Annotated in this window: 16 protein-coding genes; 11 read left to right on the top strand and 5 right to left on the bottom strand. The window is 65.4% G+C overall.

The genetic code is table 11. From position 1 onward, the window contains the following. Nucleotides 1–31 precede the first annotated feature (31 nt). Both E4J89_RS15710 and E4J89_RS15705 read right to left on the bottom strand, forming a co-directional pair. Nucleotides 32–1,372: a hypothetical protein gene (locus tag E4J89_RS15710; protein WP_136787100.1), complete on the bottom strand. Its 1,341-nt coding sequence runs from the start codon at nt 1,370–1,372 to the stop codon at nt 32–34. A 396-nt stretch (nt 1,373–1,768) separates the two neighbouring features. After that, nucleotides 1,769–2,890 carry a M20/M25/M40 family metallo-hydrolase gene (locus E4J89_RS15705; protein ID WP_240691929.1) on the bottom strand — a complete coding sequence of 374 codons (1,122 nt, stop codon included), beginning with the start codon at nt 2,888–2,890 and terminating at the stop codon, nt 1,769–1,771. A gap of 380 nt (nt 2,891–3,270) precedes the next feature. Between E4J89_RS15705 and E4J89_RS15700 the strand changes: the two genes are divergently transcribed. Continuing rightward, nucleotides 3,271–3,723 carry a rhodanese-like domain-containing protein gene (locus E4J89_RS15700; RefSeq protein ID WP_205754510.1) on the top strand — a complete coding sequence of 151 codons (453 nt, stop codon included), beginning with the start codon at nt 3,271–3,273 and terminating at the stop codon, nt 3,721–3,723. Here the strand turns inward: E4J89_RS15700 and E4J89_RS15695 are convergent. The 3 genes from E4J89_RS15695 to E4J89_RS15685 all read right to left on the bottom strand — a co-directional run bounded on the left by E4J89_RS15695 (nt 3,720) and on the right by E4J89_RS15685 (nt 6,565). Further along, complete coding sequence (locus tag E4J89_RS15695) at nt 3,720–3,971, bottom strand: hypothetical protein (RefSeq protein ID WP_136787098.1); 252 nt, start codon at nt 3,969–3,971, stop codon at nt 3,720–3,722. The genes E4J89_RS15700 and E4J89_RS15695 overlap by 4 nt on opposite strands. Before the next feature lie 164 nt (nt 3,972–4,135). Next, nucleotides 4,136–4,882: a response regulator transcription factor gene (locus E4J89_RS15690; protein WP_136787096.1), complete on the bottom strand. Its 747-nt coding sequence runs from the start codon at nt 4,880–4,882 to the stop codon at nt 4,136–4,138. A gap of 54 nt (nt 4,883–4,936) precedes the next feature. Further along, nucleotides 4,937–6,565, bottom strand: a complete 1,629-nt coding sequence (locus tag E4J89_RS15685; protein ID WP_136787094.1) for a HAMP domain-containing sensor histidine kinase — start codon at nt 6,563–6,565, stop codon at nt 4,937–4,939. 382 nt (nt 6,566–6,947) lie between these two features. Between E4J89_RS15685 and E4J89_RS15675 the strand changes: the two genes are divergently transcribed. From E4J89_RS15675 to E4J89_RS15630, 10 genes are all read left to right on the top strand, one after another. Next, complete coding sequence (locus E4J89_RS15675) at nt 6,948–7,340, top strand: hypothetical protein (protein ID WP_136787091.1); 393 nt, start codon at nt 6,948–6,950, stop codon at nt 7,338–7,340. 92 nt (nt 7,341–7,432) lie between these two features. Beyond that, nucleotides 7,433–10,096, top strand: coding sequence for a PEP/pyruvate-binding domain-containing protein (locus E4J89_RS15670; protein ID WP_136787089.1), 2,664 nt, complete (start codon nt 7,433–7,435; stop codon nt 10,094–10,096). Between the two features lie 246 nt (nt 10,097–10,342). Beyond that, complete coding sequence (locus E4J89_RS15665; protein ID WP_136787087.1) at nt 10,343–10,798, top strand: hypothetical protein; 456 nt, start codon at nt 10,343–10,345, stop codon at nt 10,796–10,798. Continuing rightward, complete coding sequence (locus E4J89_RS15660) at nt 10,795–11,109, top strand: transcriptional regulator (RefSeq protein ID WP_136787086.1); 315 nt, start codon at nt 10,795–10,797, stop codon at nt 11,107–11,109. The genes E4J89_RS15665 and E4J89_RS15660 overlap by 4 nt, the downstream gene beginning before the upstream one ends. Nucleotides 11,110–11,229: 120 nt before the next feature. Beyond that, complete coding sequence (locus E4J89_RS15655; protein WP_240691928.1) at nt 11,230–12,288, top strand: tellurite resistance/C4-dicarboxylate transporter family protein; 1,059 nt, start codon at nt 11,230–11,232, stop codon at nt 12,286–12,288. Nucleotides 12,289–12,326: 38 nt separating this feature from the next. Continuing rightward, complete coding sequence (locus E4J89_RS15650; protein ID WP_136787084.1) at nt 12,327–12,533, top strand: hypothetical protein; 207 nt, start codon at nt 12,327–12,329, stop codon at nt 12,531–12,533. Between the two features lie 185 nt (nt 12,534–12,718). Further along, nucleotides 12,719–13,066: a PadR family transcriptional regulator gene (locus tag E4J89_RS15645; protein WP_136787082.1), complete on the top strand. Its 348-nt coding sequence runs from the start codon at nt 12,719–12,721 to the stop codon at nt 13,064–13,066. Further along, nucleotides 13,063–14,064, top strand: coding sequence for a hypothetical protein (locus E4J89_RS15640; RefSeq protein WP_136787081.1), 1,002 nt, complete (start codon nt 13,063–13,065; stop codon nt 14,062–14,064). Before E4J89_RS15645 ends, E4J89_RS15640 begins: the two co-directional genes overlap by 4 nt. A gap of 304 nt (nt 14,065–14,368) precedes the next feature. Further along, complete coding sequence (locus E4J89_RS15635) at nt 14,369–16,801, top strand: transglycosylase domain-containing protein (protein WP_240691927.1); 2,433 nt, start codon at nt 14,369–14,371, stop codon at nt 16,799–16,801. Between the two features lie 8 nt (nt 16,802–16,809). Next, nucleotides 16,810–18,378, top strand: a complete 1,569-nt coding sequence (locus tag E4J89_RS15630; protein WP_136787079.1) for a hypothetical protein — start codon at nt 16,810–16,812, stop codon at nt 18,376–18,378. The last annotated feature ends 117 nt before the right edge of the window (nt 18,379–18,495 follow it).

Genomic DNA, 18,495 nt, shown 5'->3' with positions numbered 1-18,495 from the left:
ACCGAGAGCCCAGGTTCGAGGGCGGCAATAGTCATTGCGCTTTATCGTCCAACTGCCGGTAGAGGGTCTGGATATTATGGTCCGCACGCACAGGCAAAGAAACAGCACCATCAAAAGCTTGATGGTGGCCGCGGATGGTGGCTCGCCAGGTACCCGACAGCGTGGAGACGTTGTGCCGGGAGATTACAACGAAATCGTCGCCGTCACTGGCCCAAGGCGTTCCGGGTCGAAGCTGATCCAACTCGATGGTGATGTGCAGATTTTCGCCGACGTTCTTCCACTTCAGGGGGTACCGCGACAATGTGGAGCTGATGCTGTTGTGATGAGACGGCGAAAATCCCAAACCATGGTCAAACGGACTGCGTTTCACTATGACCGGAGGGAAGAGTTTCTTAGGGGTGACATCGTCGGCGTCCTCGGTATTCACCCCATACGCCTCTTTGAGTCTCAGGTCGAAGCGGACCGCTTCCAAGAAGGTGGACTGGCGGTTTCCCAGCTCGATAACCAGCCCCGGTAGCGCCGCCCCGGCGATTCTTCCGAGGGTCTCCTGCCATTCGGCGCGGATCTGATTTTCCCATTCGAGGGCTTGCCGCTCGAAAGCCTCCGGCGACAGCGAAGATGGGTCCAACCCCAGCAGGATCTGCGCGTTCAACCCCGCGAGAAGCGGGCCCCCCTGAGCCGCCGCTGAAGTGGTAGGTGAGAGATGCTCGGTTCTCGCTTTTTCAACGTTGCTGACGATAAATTGATTCAGCCGTTCCGGCGTCAGGTCGAGATGGTGGGCGCCTCCCTCCAACGTCACCGTGAGTTCCGGCACGGGCAGGGATTTTTTACCGGCGCGGGTCATGAGGTCGTCAATTTCAGGAGCCGTGGCTTTCCTCGTCTGCCCCTGCGCCCTGACGTAAATGTCGCCGTTGCTGAGATTAACCTTGCTTCCCTGGAAGTTAGCACGGCAAAGATAGATGGGGTCACCGTCTTGGGGAGGGTCTACCAGAATGAAAAGGACCTCCTGGCCCGGAGTGTCCGCTGGAGCGCGTTCCAGCTCCCATTGCGGGCCGCCCGGAAGTAGAAACTTGTTGATCTTCTGCTCAATGTCCAGAACTTCCGTCCCTGCGGGAACCCCTGGCAAGCCACCCTGCTCTGCCCCAATAACCATGACTGCATGACCGCCATAGTGCCGCTCCGCAGTCGCCGGAAGACGGTTGGCAGCGCCCAGTATGAACTTGGCTATCTTTGTGGTTTCTTCCTTTGATGAGAAATCCAGCTGCCGTTTGATTTCTAGGTAATGCTTCTCGGCAGTGTCGCCTCCCGCCACAATCTCCGCCAATAGAGCCTTACGCTGGCGTTCACCGTGTGGGGGCCTGCTGGTATCCAAGAGGCAATTCCTTTCTCTACGCTGCGGTGGGGCCCCGAAAGGTCTAGAGCGGGCAATCTGATTCTCGCTCACTGAGGGCTTCACAGTGTGCTTCGACAAGCAGGCGTTCACTCAGGCGGCTCAAAGGCCCATAACTCCGCCCGCGAATGACTACCCGTGGTGCATTTTGGTGCAGGAGTACCTGCGAGAAGCCGTGAGCACCTGTGAGCAAGCGGGTCAAAATCGTTGAATTTCCGGCATATTTCGCGCATCACCTTGGACGCGATTGACCAAAGAAATGGGTTCAAATCCCACCGTCACCGCCAACTGAGAAGGCTCCGGTTCCTTTGTAAACAAAGGGAACCGGGGCCTTTGCTTTGCCTTTAAGGCTTCACAGCAGTGAGCGAGGCAAGCGGCTCAGCCGGCGCCCTCGGTGGCGGTGCCCGTGGCGAGGCCGTCTTCGATGCCGCCGAGCGAGACGGTCGCGCTGATGAGCGTTTCGGTCATCTGCTCCAGCACGGTCATGTCGACGTTGTCGATGGTGTCGCAGGCCTCGTGGTAGCACTCGTCGTACTGCTCCCCGGCCTGCCCGCCGAAGGTGAGTGCCTCGGCCTCGCTCTTGGTCCCCGCATCGCCGGTGAACAGCCCGCCGGCCGGAATGCCGCCCTTTACGAACGCGTCGTAGTCCGAGTCCTCGATGAATCCGAACGGCAGCGCCTCGATCCCTTCGCCGCGCAGGATGTCCACGAAGACCTGTTCGACGGCGCCAGATCCCTCGGGCCCGGCCTCCGCCTCGCTGTCGGAATCCTCGCTGTTGAAGCCGTCGAGGTCGGAGCCGTCGCCGTCGTAGACGAACACCACGCCGTTCGGGGAGCCCACCACGTCCACGTTCAGGTACGCCACGTGCGCGGCGGCCTCCGCGCCGGAGAGCTCCTCGACGTAGTGTTCCGAGCCGTGCATTCCGTCCTCCTCGCCGCCCCAGAACGCGAACCGGATCCGGTCCCGCGGTACCGCGCCCTGCTCCGCGAGCCGCAACGCCACCTCCAGCACCGCCGCGACGCCGCTGCCGTTGTCGTTGAGGCCGGGCCCCTCCTCGACCGAATCCAGATGCGCGCCCAGCACCAGCACGTTCCCGGAACTGCCAGCGTCGGTGTCGGCCAGGATGTTGAACGCGTCCACCGGGTCGCGCCGGCCGTAGCTGAACTCCTGCCGCCGCGGCTCGTATCCCGCCGCGCGCAACTGCTGCTCAACGTATTCCGCGGATGCTTCGTAGCCCCCGGTGGCGTCGGCCCGGTTCCCGCCGTTCGCGTCCGCCGCCGCCTGCAACGCCTCCAGATGCCGTGTTAGTCCGCTGGGCTCCACCACTTCGCGCACCACCGCCGGGTCCGGCGGGGCCTCCACGACCACCGGCGACCGCGGTTCCTCCGTACAGGCGGCAAGCCCGCCGACCAGGGCCGCGCACAGCGCAACGGTGCACCACCGTGCACTGCGACGGGGATGGTCCTGGAAACGCTGCGGAACGGACTCTGCACGTTGCATGTCGACTCCCCCAATCCTGCGTACAGGACGCTGGTCGCTTCTTTGGCAGACCCGGCCGCGGCCGTCTCCGCAACGGAACCGGCGGCCGGAGCCGTTGTTACGCCATGGTGCGGATGCTGGAATCCAGCAGGGTTGCCCGCGTCACCTCCACTGTCGGGCCGGACCATAAGAACCTACTGTGGCCAAACTGTGAAAAAGCTATGGAACAGGACGGCAACGCTGGCGGAAAATGCTCACAGATGATGCCCGCCTGGCGTTGCGATCGCATCTCCCGAAGACCTGGATCGTTCCATGCCCTTGATATCGACGCCTAAAGTTGCTCATCATGTGGCTTCAGAGTGGAAAGACCGACCGACCCAGCGGGCAAAGCGAGGCAAACGGTGAAGCAGCGTCACATCTCCGACGACGGCGCCGCCGCGACCGGCCAACGGAGTGCAGATCCCAGCGATTCATCCGGGACTCTGACGATCGACCAATTACTGCTTGAGAGCCGGATCGGACTTGAGCGCGTTCATGCTTCAGATCTTGAGCGGGAGATGGCAGCGGGCGCCCTTGTTGTTGACACACGGCCGGTCGATCAGCGGGACCGCGACGGTGAACTTCCGGGTGCGGTCGTCATTGACAGAAACGTGCTCGAGTGGCGGCTCGATCCTGCCAGCCCCCACCGGCTCCCGATCGCTGGCGATCCCGCTCGGCGGATCGTCGTCGTCTGCAACGAGGGCTACAGCTCCAGCCTCGCTGCACACACCTTGCAACGGTTGGGGCTGCCCCAGGCGACCGACCTTATCGGCGGCTTCCAAGCTTGGGCAGTACTGCGCAAGCAGTCCGGCTAGGACGTGCCTGCACTGGATTCACCCGATGGAAAGGCAGCCGCAGTTGCCTCTGGTTGAAAGCCAGAGAGCCATTCAGCGGCCTCGCTTAATACACGTCCGGGATCTGATGTCGCCGCAATCACCGAATTCTTGCCCCGCCGTGAAGTGGCGATCATTCGGGCACGAAAGCCGTCATCGATCGCTTCATGCCAGACACGGATCACCAATGTTGTGACAGTAGCTGTCGCGGGAACATCGTCGTTTGCCACGGTTTGCCGCCTCTCCCCCTCATCGCCGTCGGTCACGGAGTGTTTCCGACCTGCTGATTTCGACCGTAGGCAGTCTGACTATGAGCTGGCTGTGAGAGGTCTGTGGCTTGCATCGTCCGGGGTCCCCGTAGCTGCGGTCGGCAACGACGAGATCGAGACCGGAGTCAGTTTGCCGGTTTGATGACGTAGCCGGCACCGCGGACGGTGTGGATCATTGGCGCACGGTCGACGTCGATCTTTTTGCGAAGGTAGGAAATGTACAGTTCCACCACGTTGGCCTGCCCGCCGAAATCGTAGTCCCAGACTCGGTTCAGAATCTGCGCCTTGCTCACCACTCGGCGGGGATTCTCCATGAGGAACCGGAGCAGTTCGAACTGCGTTGTGGTGAGCTGGAGGTCCTCCCCTGCGCGGATGACTTCCCGGGTATCCAGATTCATGCTGAGATCTCCGACCACCAGCGTCGAGCTATCCGCCGCGGCTGCGCCAGAGCGCTGGACGAGCCGGTGCAGCCGGAGCATCACTTCCTCCAGGCTGAACGGCTTCGTGACGTAATCGTCAGCGCCGGCGGCCAGACCTGCGATGCGGTCAGGCACCGCATCCCTGGCGGTGAGGAAAAGCGCGGGCACGTCCGGTGCGAAGGCACGGATCCGGCCGAGCGCCTCGACTCCGTCGATACCGGGCATCATGACATCGAGCACCAGGACGTCGGGGCGGCGATCGCGGGCGAGGCGGATCGCGGTGTCGCCGTCGGACGCTACGGACACATCCCAGCCGACCATCCGCAGGCCCATGCTGACTAACTCGGCGAGACTTGCTTCATCATCCACGACCAGGGCGCGTATCGGCATTCCATCCGGGTGCTGCAGCCGGGGAAGGCTGTCCGCAAAAGAGTGTGTGGGGTTCTCGTTCATGTGCATGCCTTTCACCGTCGAGGTTCCGGATGCCGGTCTGGAGCGCCGCCCTGGTCAGGGGGTATCCGGCAGGATTGTGGACCGGGGACCCGGTTCGGGACCGGGAAGACGGATGGTGAATTCGGTGTCACCCGGGCTGCTGCGCACACCAAGGTGACCACCGTGCGCAGCGACAATCGCCGCAGCAATCGACAGCCCCAGTCCGTGCGTTCCACCCGAGCGGGACGCATCCCCCCTGGTAAAGCGCGCAAAGATCCGGTCGACGAAATCCGGCGCGATGCCGGGTCCGTTGTCGGCGACGGTGACGACCGCTCCACCGCCCGGATCCTGGGACAGTGAGGTGACCACTGCGGTTCCGGGGTCGGTGTGCCGGTGCGCATTCGTCAGTAGGTTGATGAGCGTCTGCCGGAGCTGGCCCTCGTCCCCGCGCACGGTCACCGGCACTTCGGGCAGTTCCAGCCGCCAGGAATGGGCGGGCGCGGTGACCTGGGCGTCGCTGACGGATTCGATCACGAGCTGGGTCAGATCGACCTCGCTTTCCCGCGGCGGATGGCCCTCATCCAGTCGCGCCAGCAACAGCAGGTCTTCGACCAGGGACGTCATCCGTCTGGACTCGGACTCGACTCTTTCCAAGGACAGCCGGCCGTCCGGGCTGAGCGTCTCGGTGAGCCGGAGCAGCTCGGAGTAGCCCCGGATCGAGGCCAGCGGTGTCCGGAGTTCGTGGCTGGCATCGGCCACAAACTGCCGTACGTTGGTTTCGCTCTGTTGGCGTGCCGCAAGGGCGCTGCCGACATTGTCCAACATGAGGTTGAACGCCTGACCCACCCGGCCCACTTCCGTCTCCGGAAGGGCTGCGTCCGGGGGAACACGTACGGCCAGTGCAACTTCGCCCTTGTCCAGCGGGAGCTCCGAGACCTGGGTGGCGACGGCGGACAAATCCTCCAGGGGTCGCAGCGTCCGCCGGATGATGACCATGCCCAGCAGCCCCGTGGCGATCAGCCCTGCACCGGACACAATCAGGGTGGTGGCCGTCAGGGAAGCCAGGATGTTCTCCTTGCCCGCCAGGGGCAGTCCGGTGATGATGGTGCTCCCGTCTTCAGGGTCTCTGTCCGCTACCAGACGGTAGTCGCCGACGGAGAGCGTGCGGTTAACCGCCGGCGCATTGACCGTCAAAGTGGTGAGGATCGCAATATCCCTCGCAGGCAGGTTCTGCCTGCGCCCTTCTGCGGTGAGCAGCGCCGCGCGTCTGACCTCACCATCACGGATCCGGGCGTTAAGGGTGCCGGCTCCCTGTGCGGGAATGTTCATCATGTCCCGGGAGTCCGCCTCGGGCGCTCCACGAAATATCATCCCGAAGCGGATGGCCCGGTTTGAAGCTTCCTCGAGCTGCTGGTCCAACTGACTGGTCAGATAGACACTCATGACCCCATACCCGACAACGCCCACCGTGGCGGACATGATGGCCAGGAGGGTCAGCGTGGCCAGCAGAAGTTTGCGGCGCAGGGGCCAGGATTTCAGCAGGCCGCCCCGGTGCTGTCCATGTCCCCGACGCTGCGCTTCGCCGGATTCAGCCGCAGACCGGCCAGTGTCGTCTCCCGCCCAGGACCACGCCGTCTGGGATGACCCGGTCGAGGCCAACTGCGGAGCCGTCGCCGGGAAGGGCGGTACTTTGACATTCCGCATCGGCTGTTTCTCTCACAGGTCGTCGTTAAACGGGTAGGACATGGCCCGGCTGCGAAACCAACAGCCGTTCTCCTGCGGCCTGACTCGAATAGTACCTGCGCGGCAGCGGTGCCGGAATGGGTACAGCGGCGCCTGCACCTATCATTGGGGCGGGCTGTTGCGAGAAGCTGTGACCAACCTGTGATTCAGCTGTCAACAGCTGGCGGCACGCCCCACCGCCGATTGCAGCCCGAGGGGCCGTTCTCCGGCCGTGCGAATGAACGAGTCGGCGGCGATGACAACTCCTTCTTGGCTGGTTACGCCGTAGTGGACCAGTGCGCCGACGCCGAGCGTGGCGCCTGCGCAGGAGCCCGGGCGCTGAGCCGGCACTAGACTCTCGAGCATGAACGCTCCGATGACTTTCCCTGATGCCTCGTCAGAGTCACCTGCGCACGCCAATTCGCCCCGGCCGCGGGCCAACGTGACGGCCCGCGCGGCAGTCGCCTGCGCACTGGTCGCGGTGGTGCTCACCTGGTTCACGACATTCGCCGCGCCCTTGGCCGCGCAGCGGGCGGCGGCCAGACTGGACTACGGCAACATTTTCACGTTCTGGGCCGTCGCCTGGGCCGTCGTGCTCGTGCTGAACCTGCTGGCCCTTGTCCTGGGAGCCAGAGGAGCGCGGCAAGCAACAGGAAAGGTGCTCTCAGGCGTCGCGATCGGGATCGGCGCCACGGGCGCGCTCGGGGTGCTGGTGTACAACCTCGTGACCTTCCAGGTCATGCCTTTCATCCGCTGAGAGCCGGACGGGCACCCGCCCATTGAGTTCCCCGGGCGGCGGGCATACAGTCGGCACCAGCCACCATTGGCACGGCAGAGACCGGGGGCAGCATGGATTCGGCGGGCTCGAACAGGCCGGAGGACGGCCAAAAGCGTTTCGTCATCGATCTGGCCGAGGTTGGGCCAGGGCTGCTGCCGGCTGTCGGCGGCAAGGGGCTGAATCTTGGCATTCTCGCTGCCGCCGGGCTGCCGGTGCCAGGCGGATTCTGCCTGACGACGGCGGCCTCCCGAGCGGTGGCCGAGGATCTGGAAGGGCTTTCCGCCGCGCTGGACTCCATGCGCCCGGAGACGACCCCGGACCTGTTCGAGGCTGCCGCAAGGGTACGCGCCTTCATTCTGGATACTGCGATTCCAGAGCCTGTGGCCGAGGCGCTCCGTGCCGCCTATGCGGAGCTGGGCGACGACGAACCGGTGGCCGTCCGATCCTCCGCGACGGCAGAAGACCTGCCCGAAGCCAGTTTCGCCGGACAGCAGGACACCTTCCTGAATGTGGCCGGTATGGAAGCACTGCTGGATGCTGTCCGCCGCTGCTGGGCGTCACTGTGGACGGACCGTGCGGTGGCCTACCGTGCGGCAAACGGGATCGGCCAGCGGGAGGTGGGCATCGCCGTCGTCGTCCAACGGATGGTGCAGGCCGAGGCAGCCGGTGTCCTGTTCACCGCGGACCCGGTAACCGGCACCCGCGGGCAGACCGTGATCGACGCCGCCCGGGGGCTCGGGGATGCGGTGGTGTCCGGCTCCGTTAACCCCGACCATTTTGTGCTGGACACGGCAAGCGGCCGAGTGCTGGAGCGACGGCCCGGAAACCAGCCGGAAGCGGGGCAGGGACCGGCTCCCGGGAAATCCGGTGTGACGGACGCGCAGCTGCGTGAGCTGGCCGCGCTGGGCGCCGTTGCCGAGGACGTTTTCGGCGCTCCGCAGGACGTGGAGTGGGCGGCGGACGCGGCGGGAAAGATCTGGCTGACGCAGTCCCGGCCGATCACCACGTTGTATCCAGTGCCCGAGGGCGTCGACCCGGCCGCGGGAACCCGCGTGTTCCTGTGCGCCAGTCTGGCCCAGGGACTCGTCCGGCCGATCACCCCCATGGGCTTGGCACTGTTGCAGCAGCTGAGCAGCGCCAACGACAGCGGATGGCAGATGCGGGCCGCCGGGATGCGCCCTTACATAGATCTGACCCCGGTGGTCCGGAGCAAAAGCGGCCGGCGGACCGTGCTCAGGATGTTTCAGGTGGCGGAGGCACGGTCCGCGGAACTGCTCAGCACCCTCTATGAGGATCCGAGGTTCTCCGTGGTGCCGGGATCCAAGTCGCCAAACTTATTCGCCGCCAACGGCGTCAAGCTGCTGATCCAGCTGGCACCCCGGCTGGCCGAGGCCGTCTGGCGTCCCGAGGCGGCGCTTCGACGTGTGCGGAGCTTTGCCGAAGAGTTGGACAAGCTGCTGGAATGCAGCGAGCCCGCGACCGCCGTTCAGCGGATGGACTACGTGGAGCGCATCATGGGCGGGGCTTTCTTGAACGTGGTGCCGCGCGTTATCCCGGTCCCGGGCACCGGCTTCGCGCTGCTCGGCGTGGCCCGTTGGCTGCTGCGCGGAATAGCCGGCCCCGGGGAACTGCAGACAGTGTTGCGTGGGCTGCCCAACAACGTCACCTCGGAGATGGACCTGCAACTGTGGCAGCTGGCCTCCGAGGTGCGCTCAGATCCAGCCGCCGCGCAGGTCCTGGCAACGGAGCCTGCGGATGAGCTGTCCCGCCGGTACGCCGCGGGCGCACTTCCGCCGGTCCTGCAGGAGAAGCTCGGTGAGTTTCTGGCGCGCTTTGGCCACCGGGCGGTCGCGGAGATCGATCTGGGTATGCCCCGCTGGGGCGAAGACCCGGCCCATCTTCTGGGCGTCATCACCAACTACCTGCGTGTCACCGATCCGCAGCAGGCACCGGACGTCCAGTTCGCGCGCGCCGCCGCGCAGGCCGAGGAAAAGGCCGCGGACTTGGTGGCCAGGGCTGCCCGGCACGGCAGACTGCGGGCGGCGATAGTTCGGTTGGCGCTGCGGCGGGCCCGGCAGCTGTGCGGGCTGCGGGAACAACCGAAGTACTACCTGGTCGTCATCCTGGCGGCCCTGCGGCGGCAGCTGGCCGCCGTAGGTGCGGAGCTTGCCCGCTCGGCCCGGATTGCCGGGGCCGGCGACATCTTTTTCCTTCAGCCGGACGAGGTGCGGGTGGGGCTGCGCGGGGTGGATCTGCAGCAGCTGGTGGCCGACCGCCGCCGGGTCTACGAGCGGGAGTTGCGCCGCCGGCTCATTCCGCGGCTGTTGCTTTCGGACGGCACGGATGTGGAGGCCGCTGTGGCCCGCGACTCCGGAGCGCCTGCAGGTGGCGGAGAGCCGGGACGGCCGGTGCTCGCCGGCAGCCCCGCCTCGGCCGGCACCATCACCGGCAAAGCCCGGGTGATCCTTGATCCGGTCGGAGCGCACCTGGAGCCGGGCGAAATCCTGGTGGCGCCGTCGACGGACCCCGGCTGGACTCCGCTGTTCCTGACCGCCGGGGCATTGGTCATGGAGATGGGCGGGATCATTTCACACGGAGCGGTGGTGGCCCGCGAATACGGCATCCCGGCCGTGGTGGGCGTTCCGGAGGCCACCATGCGGCTGGTCACCGGTCAGACCATCAGAGTGGACGGCGCCGCCGGAACCATTACCCTCGCCGACGAGGTTAATGACTGAAGCTTTGAGCTTGACCGTAGGTTGCCCTCGTGGTCAGGCCTCCCACCCGATAGGTCGCTGCGGCTTGGCCGATGAGTGTCAGCCCGTGGTCTGCCCCTCGCGGGCCACTTCCGCCAAAATCCGGGCCGCCCCGGTCGCGTGAATCCCTGCACTGAGAAACTACTTGCCTTAAGGAAAGTAGTTTCTGTATGGTTGGACTTAGCAAGCCAGCACCGCACCCGCCACCAGGCCACATGAGGAGCTTCCATGACCGGCATTCCGTCCGACGAAACCCACCACAGCCTGCATGAGCAACTTGCGGCAGCCGAATCCGGCGGGAGCGGGGGAGAACGGATCTCACGCTTCGCGGACCTGGCCGGAGGCCGCTATGCCTGTGCCATGGCGGCTCTGATTTCGCTGTACTTGCTGGTGGTTGTCTACATCCACCCACAGGAAATTTTGTGGCTGGATATCACCACCACAGTGGTCTTCGTCGCCGGCATTGTCGGCACCTGCATGGGGTACGGGCGCCGGCGGCGCGCTTCCAGCCTCGGCTGGTCCAAGCGCTATTCGGCCGGCTTCGCGCTCAGCGTCGGCTTCTTCGCCGTCGGCGTGGCCTTGCTGGATTCCGCGGAAGCGCGGCCTGCCTGGTTCTGGATTCCTTATGCCGCGCTGACAGGACTGCCCTTGCTGGCCACCGCCCTCACCCGGAACAGCCGATGAGCGCCGATAGTGCCTCGACACACCCCAGGCTGCTGCTCGACGAATACCTGAGCCTACCCGTCCGGCTGAGCATTGCCGCAGCGCTGGCGAAGGTTGAAGATGTCGAATTTGGAACGGTGCGCGACGCCATCGAGGTGAGTGATCCCGTCCTCAGCAAACAGGTAGCAGTCCTCGAGGCAGCCCGCTACGTGGACGTCAGGAAGGGATACGTTGGCAAACGGCCCCGCACCTGGCTGAGCCTCACCGATACGGGACGCGCTGCCCTGCAACGACATCTGCAAGCCCTGCACACCCTCATTGCAGATCTGTGAGTTGCTCCAGCCAAGTGCATTCATGGACCACCACTACTCTGTGAAGAAGTGCTCACACCTGCTGCCGTCGAAGTGCTGACATCCCGGAACGCTTCCGTCAGCCGCGGCTAAACTGGCACCGTGGTTTCGGAGTCGAGCACCTTCACCGGGACGCTGGACCGCGCGGTTGCCGCACTGGCGCCGGGATACTTCGCCTTGGTGATGGGCAGCGGAATCGTTTCCATCGGCTTGGACTTTCAAGGCTTCGACGTCGCATCCTGGGTGCTGCTCGCCATCTGCGCCGCCGGCTACGTGCTGATCCTTGCCCTGCACATCCTGCGCTTCGTTCGCCACCGGCGGCAGTTCTTTGACGATTTCACCGACCCCCGCCGCGGATTCGGATTCTTCACCTTTGTGGCTGGCACCAACGTCCTCGGCATCCGGCTGGCCTCAGAAGGCCAGGTTTTCTGGACCGTCATTCTGCTGGCACTGGGCTTCGTCGCATGGCTGCTGTTGGGCTACGTGGTTCCGTGGACCGCTGTGCTTGGCCGAACCGCCCGGCCCGTAGTGGCCACGGCGAACGGCACGTGGTTCATTTGGGCCGTCGCCAGCCAGTCATGCGCGGTGGCGGCCGCAACCTTGGAACCGATGCTGCCTCCCTTCCGAGACGAACTCGCGGTGGTCGCCGTCTTCTCGTGGTCCATCGGAATCTTCCTCTACGCTGCAGCGGGAGTCTTTGTTGCTCTGCGCATGATGCTCTACGAACTCAAGCCCATCGATCTCACCCCGCCTTACTGGGTGTCGATGGGTGCCATGGCCATCTCCGTCGTCGCAGGGGCGCGGATAGTGGAGATGGAAAGTACCCCCATGGTCGACGCCACCCGTGGGCTGGTGGCAGGCGTCGCCGTGGTCTGCTGGGCGTTTGCCACCTGGCTGATTCCCCCGCTGGTCGCCGCGGGTTTCTGGCGGCATGGTGTTCGGAAAGTGCCGCTGCGCTATGAGGCGACCTGGTGGAGCATCGTTTTCCCTTGTGGCATGTATGCAGTCGCCTGCCTCACGTTGGGGCAGGCTGACCATCTACCCATCGCCAGTGCGATCGGTGCCGCATGGCTTTGGGTGGCCTGCGCGGTTTGGCTGCTGGTCTTTGCTGCCATGTGCCGCAACCTCTGGCGTACGCTGGTCCGGACCCGGCGGGCGTAGCCTTGGTCCATAAAAGTCCGCGGGTACAGGAGGTAACAGTGGCCAACCTAGCCAAGACGTTGAAGCCAACCGCTATAGGCCGGGTCGTTTCGGTGACTACCGCCAACGGCGAAGAGTACGTGGGCGCCCTCGCTGCTTTCCGCGGGAGCGAGGACGGCGAGTCATTCCTGGTCTACCTTCAGGGGGTTGCCCAACCCGTTGAAGTGACGGCCGAAGGAACCGTCTCCCTTCACCAGCGGGTCTAGCGGGCACAGCCGCCGACCACTCGCCCCGCCGCCGTAGAGGTCGGCGGGGTTTGTTGTGCCGGCAACCGGAAAGCATGTGCCGGCATCCGGAAAACCATCTGCTCTCCCCTGCGGGGGCCAAAGCCCTCGGACAGGTAGGGGCAGAGCTGTTGCATTAGTGTGCGTCACACACTATCGTGTGACGCATGGATTCCGATGACGCCGCCACCCTTGCCCTCCATGAACAGGAACTGCGGCGCGGCACCATCGTCCTGGCAAGCTTGGCTGCCTGCCGGACACCGCGTTACGGGTACGCACTGCTCAGCACCCTTGCCGACGCGGGATTCCAGATCGAAGCGAATACCCTCTACCCACTGCTGCGCCGCTTGGAGAAGCAAGGCCTCCTCAAAGCCGAGTGGAACACCGACGAGGTCAGGCCGCGCAAGTACTACACGCTGACCGACCTCGGGAGCCAGATGGCTGATTCACTACGCAGCGAATGGGACACCCTTACCCGAAGCCTGACCACACTGTGGAAGGAAGATTCCGCATGAGTTCGCTGACCGAAAAGTACGTCGCGCAGGTGGTGCGCCGCCTGCCCGAGAACAACCGGGCAGACATTGCCCGCGAGATCACCGCCACCTTGTCGGACATGGCCGACGCCCGGCTGGCCGCGGACGAATACCCGTCGCCGGCCGCGGCCGCAGCGGCCGAACGGGCAGCCCTTGAGGAACTCGGCGACCCCTCCCGCTTAGCGCTGCGCTATAGCGAATCACCGCGGTACCTGATCGGCCCGGAACTCTTTCCAGTCTTCACCCGGCTCACGGCATGGCTGCTGCCGATCGTGGCGGTATCGGCGCTGGCGGTGAACGCCCTGGTCTATGTCCTGGCGACTCCGGAGCCGGCAGTCGGCGGCATGATCGGCAGGATGGTCGGCAACAGCATCCTTGCGGTTCTCCTCGCGGTCGCCGTCGTCACTGTCTTGCTGGCGCTGGCCGAGCGACTCTTGTCAGAGAAGGACAAGGCCCAAGTGGCAGCACCCGCCACCCGGTCCGGATGGAGCGTCGATGACTTGCTCCGCGAGCCGCCCGTCCGGGAGATCGCGCGTCCGGAGCCGATCGCTTCCCTGGTGATCCTGGCGGTCATGGCACTGGTGCCGTTCCTGCCGACATCCTTCTTCTACGTGGGCCACCTCAACGCTGGCGGAGGGTTCCTGAACCCGGATCTGTGGGACGGCTGGATTCCGGCCTACCTCGGCTTTCTGGCCGCGTTCGCACTGATCGAAATCTGGCGGTTGGCCTCCGGGCGATGGTCGACGGCGATGCTCGCCACCATGATGGCCGCCGACGTGGCCTTCGCCGCCTTCTTGACCGCTGCCTTCCTCAGCCAGGATGTGCTCGACCCTGCATTGTTCACGGGTTCCGGAGGCGAGCCGGGCTGGTACCAGGGCGCCGCCGTCGTGCTCATCTGGGTGGTCACCGTGTGGGACCAACTGGCCACCGTCAAGGCCTACCGCGAGGCCCGATCGCTTCGACCGGCGAGACCGCGCTAGCCCGGACCAACCCTCGCCGACAGGGGCGCCGCCCATAGTACCGGGCAGCGCCCCTGTCAATATTTTTCGACCCCAGAGGCGCTTTCACATCAGTCACAGAAGTTAACTTCCGTCACATTTCTGTAGCGATTGCAAACCGCCCGAAAAAGGGGTTGCGGCAGGGCTATTAAGCCGTACGCTAAGACCACCTCTCTGGATGCGGCGGCATACACCAAGCGGCTTCCCGGAGGTAATTCGTCGGCAGGTTGGGAACGGTGACGTTGGGGGACGTCCGCGACCTGCTTAGGGGGACGGAGGACCGCAGGTGGACGAAACAATTGGCGATCCGGGGAGCGACGACGCCAGTCGGGACGGAGCGGCCGCTGCTGGCGGGCAACCGCCGGCGCCGCCGGATCTGGATACCGCACCCTTACGCAGCAGACGGAAACCGTGGTGGCGGCGCCGGAAAGAGACGCTGGGTCTGGACGACCTGATGGCACCCGCCCCGGCGGAGCGCCGGCACGGCACTGCAGCCCGTGTAGCGGCCTGGACCGGCGCGGTCGCCGTGGTGGCACTCAGCGCCGGCTCCCTGGTCGCTCCGGGGGCCATCGCCTTCTCGGCAGCCACCGATTCCGTCCTGGATCTATGGGAGGAACTGCCGGCCGACTTGCCGTTGGACACCGCCTTGCCGCAGCATACGGTCCTGTTGGACAAGGACGGCAAGGAGTTCGCCCGCTTCTACAGCGAGAACCGGATCGATGTTCCTTTGGACCACGTCTCGGCAACATTTCGGGACACGCTGCTGTCCACCGAGGATTCCCGGTTTTACGAACACCACGGCGTGGACCCGATGGGTGTCACCCGGGCCATGGTGACCAACTCCGTGGGCGGCGAGCGCCAGGGCGGCTCCACTATCACCCAGCAACTGGTGCAGAACATCCTGGTCAACAACGCACGGGACGAAACCGAACAGTCGGTGGCGGTGGGTGAGACCTACAACGCCAAGATCCGCGAGGCCAAGTACGCCGTGCAGCTGGAAAACCGGCTGAGCAAGGACCAGATCCTGAACATGTACGTCAACGCCGTCTACTTCGGCCACCGCGCCTACGGAGTACAGGCGGCGGCCCGGATCTATTTCAATACGACGGCGGACAAACTCAATCTGGCGCAGTCGGCGCTGCTGGTGGGTCTGCTCAAGGGGCCGGTTTACTACGATCCGATGACATACCCGGAGCGTGCGCTTGCCCGCCGCAACACCGTGCTGAACGTGATGGAGGGCCGCGGGGCAATCACCCCAGATGAAGCCGCAGCGGCACGCCAGAGCGGTCTGGGCCTGGACCCGGGCTCCATGCCGTCCGGCTGCGCCGACTCCGACTACCCGTTCTACTGCGACCTGGTCCGGGACGAAATCCTCTCCGATCCGGCCTTCGGCAAGACCCAGGAAGAACGCGCCGACCGGCTCTCCCGCGGCGGGATGACCCTGACCACGGCCATGGACCGTAAGGCGATGGCCGCGGCGCAAAAAGCGGTGAGCAAGGCGATGGGCAACAAGAACCGCGTGGCGCTGGGCACCGCCGTGGTGGAACCCGGCACCGGGCATATTGCCGCAGTGGTGCAGAACCGTGCGTGGGGCGAGGGCAAGGGCAAGACCGAAGTGGTCTTCGCCGACAGCCCCTTCCAGGTGGGGTCCGCGATGAAGCCGATTGTGCTGGCCACGGCGCTGTCGCAGGGAATCTCGCCGCGGATGAAGCTGCTGGCCAACGGCCCCTACTACTCCCGCCTGGACAACCCGCCGGGCGGTTTCCACAACTACGGCAACAAGAACTACGGCAACATCGATGCCTACCAGGCCGTCCGCGCGTCGGTGAATGTTTACTTCATTCGGCTGATCGAGCGGACCGGTGTGAAGGAAGTGGCCGAGCTCGCCGAGAAGCTGGGCATCACCACCATCCCCACCAAAAAACTGCACGGCAAGGAGGCCTCGCTGGCTCTGGGCGCGTACGAGATATCGCCGCTGCAAATGGCCAACGCCTACTCCACGTTCGTCAGTGGCGGGGTGCTCTGCCGGCCGGTCACCATCACCGAAGGCATCCGCAGCGACACCGGGGAGAAAATCCCGGTTCCCGAGGCCGGCTGCCACCAGGCCATCGCCCCCTCGGTGGCGGCCACGGTAGCCGACGCGCTCAAGGAACCGTTCAACCCCGCCGGCACGCTGGGCGTGCTGGGCATGCCGAAGGGCCGCAAAGCCGGCGCCAAGACCGGTACCACCAACGACTTCGCCGCCAACTGGATTGTGGGCGTCACGCCGCAGTATGCGACGGCGGTGTGGCTGGGTGATCCGCGCGGCGGCGCGCAGCACCCGTTGACCAAGGTGAGGGCCTACGGGAAGACCTTCCGCGACCTCACCGGCTCCGAACTGGCCGGCCCGGTATGGAAGGACACCATGGAGGGCCTGCACAAGGGCCTGCCCGCTGAGCCGATGCCCGAAGCCGATCCGCTGACCAGCAGCGTGGCCGCATCGCGGTCCATGCCCGATCTCCGCGGACTGGGTGTCAACGAGGCCATCACCGTGCTGCTGCGCAACAACTTGGTACCCGTGATTGCACAGAAGACCACCAAACCGAATCCACGCATCGGCAAGAACGTGGTGACGAAACAGTCGGCCCCGCCGGGCAGCATCCTGACCTTCCGGCAGGAAGTGACCATCATCCTCAGCGCCGGCAGCAACACTGCCATCACGGTCCCCGAGCAGCCGTAGGAGCCCCGATGTCCATCTTCGAGAAGCATCCGGCTGTTGCCCTCGCCACCGGCGTCCTCTGCCTGACGTCCGTCACCGCCTCCGGACTGGTGGCACTGCAGATGTCCGGCATGCCCATGGTCCTCCCCCGCGACCCGGCGCCCGCGGTGGCCGAGGCTGCGACCCCGGTGGCAATCAGCGCCGTGCTCGCGGACAGCCCGGCGTCCACCTCGCTGACCGCGCTGCTGGAGGACCCCCCGGAAAAATGGAAGCCGGACGGCCCGCTGCAGAGCGCGGTGGCGCTGCCGGTGCCCTACTCGTGCGACATCGGCGCTGCTCCGTCCGTCGCGCTGGCCCGTTCCTTCAAGGCGGGCAAAGTCAGCGTTCAGGTGGTCAGCGCGGCCTACACCGCCGGCCTCGGCGCCGAAGCAATGGTTGAACTGCTGGACAACGCGTCCGACTGTGCCGGAAGCTCGGTCGACGTCGATGGCGAGGACCTGGACACCCCGGGTGTCGAGGCGCATCGGGATTACACAACCAAGAGCGGGCGCACCATGCAGGTGGTCACGTTCCGGCGCGGGGACGTGCTGACCTTTTTGGTGGGCAAGGCCGATGAACGGCTGCGGAAGCTGGCCGGACAGCTCGACAAAAAACTCACCGGGACGCTCAATGGCGTCTGCGCCGACCAGAAGTCCGACGCCGACGACGCCGCCCGCTCCCCCTGGTCAACGGAGGACTACAAGCCCTTCACCCGCACCAGTACAGTGGCCATCCGCGCTGTCTCACCGCCGCAGGTACCGGCAGACGCCGGCTACCAGGCCGTGCCGATGCCCGCCCCAAAACTGAAGGTCAAAGCTGCACATCCGGCGGCTGAGCCGAGCTATCCGGTCTGGCCGCTGATGCCGGAGGCCCGAAAGGTGCCCAAACCTCCCAAGAGCCCGGTGGCCCAGCCCGCCACCTCCAGCAAGGTCAGGGTGCTGGCCGAAGACGCCGCGGGACCGGGCTGCGGCTGGGCTTTCACCGGAATGGCTCCGGTGCCTTACGACGCCGAGGAGGCTGCGGCCGCCAACCGGGAACGTACTCACGCCGCGGAGGAGAAACTCGCCACCGGCGTCGAAAAGTGGCAGCAAAGCGTGCTGGACTACTGGGCCGCGTACGCCCGATACCAGCGGGAGGTTAAGGAGTACAAGGACTATGCCGCCACCGTGGCGAAGGTGAACAAGGCCTGGGACAAGATCGCGGCGCAGTGGGACGACTACTGGAAGGAATATGACGTTTACCAACAGGCGTTGGCCGAACGCTCGGCCTTCTTCTCCCGGCGGGACAACGCGCGGGCCAATTACCGCAATGCCCTGGCAGCATGCGAAGCGGACAACGTTGCAGCAGAGCAGGACTACCGCCGAGCGAGGCAGGACTACCAGGACGCCGTGGACCAAGCGGAAGAGGACGACGAGGATCCACCGGCACCGCCCACAGAGCCCACGCCGGTCAACTGCGAAGCCGTCATCGGTGTGCCGGCCATCCTGGACTGGGCACCGCCGGCCGAACCTGTGGCCCCGGCGACCCCGGCCGATCCCCGTCCAAAGGACCAGCGCTGAGACGGTTGAGCCCGGGTCCTCATCGACGACAGAGCCCGGGCGCCCATCGGGGCCTGGGATCCCGGGGCCATCGGGGCCTAGAGATCCCGGGGCCATCGGGGCCTTGGGATCCCGGGC

The sequence above is a fragment of the Arthrobacter sp. CAU 1506 genome (assembly GCF_005047635.1).
Classification (GTDB): domain Bacteria; phylum Actinomycetota; class Actinomycetes; order Actinomycetales; family Micrococcaceae; genus Crystallibacter.
The sequence above is the reverse complement of the archived record's forward strand: the minus strand, read 5'-3'. Positions and strand labels throughout refer to the sequence as shown.

What these genes read in the sequence shown, in the direction of transcription:
- E4J89_RS15665 (WP_136787087.1), top strand. Translation starts at nt 10,343, where the DNA reads ATGACCGGCATTCCGTCCGACGAAACCCACCACAGCCTGCATGAGCAA.
- E4J89_RS15640 (WP_136787081.1), top strand. Translation starts at nt 13,063, where the DNA reads ATGAGTTCGCTGACCGAAAAGTACGTCGCGCAGGTGGTGCGCCGCCTG.
- E4J89_RS15690 (WP_136787096.1), bottom strand. Translation starts at nt 4,882, where the DNA reads ATGAACGAGAACCCCACACACTCTTTTGCGGACAGCCTTCCCCGGCTG.
- E4J89_RS15675 (WP_136787091.1), top strand. Translation starts at nt 6,948, where the DNA reads ATGAACGCTCCGATGACTTTCCCTGATGCCTCGTCAGAGTCACCTGCG.
- E4J89_RS15685 (WP_136787094.1), bottom strand. Translation starts at nt 6,565, where the DNA reads ATGCGGAATGTCAAAGTACCGCCCTTCCCGGCGACGGCTCCGCAGTTG.
- E4J89_RS15670 (WP_136787089.1), top strand. Translation starts at nt 7,433, where the DNA reads ATGGATTCGGCGGGCTCGAACAGGCCGGAGGACGGCCAAAAGCGTTTC.
- E4J89_RS15660 (WP_136787086.1), top strand. Translation starts at nt 10,795, where the DNA reads ATGAGCGCCGATAGTGCCTCGACACACCCCAGGCTGCTGCTCGACGAA.
- E4J89_RS15705 (WP_240691929.1), bottom strand. Translation starts at nt 2,890, where the DNA reads ATGCAACGTGCAGAGTCCGTTCCGCAGCGTTTCCAGGACCATCCCCGT.
- E4J89_RS15630 (WP_136787079.1), top strand. Translation starts at nt 16,810, where the DNA reads ATGTCCATCTTCGAGAAGCATCCGGCTGTTGCCCTCGCCACCGGCGTC.
- E4J89_RS15645 (WP_136787082.1), top strand. Translation starts at nt 12,719, where the DNA reads ATGGATTCCGATGACGCCGCCACCCTTGCCCTCCATGAACAGGAACTG.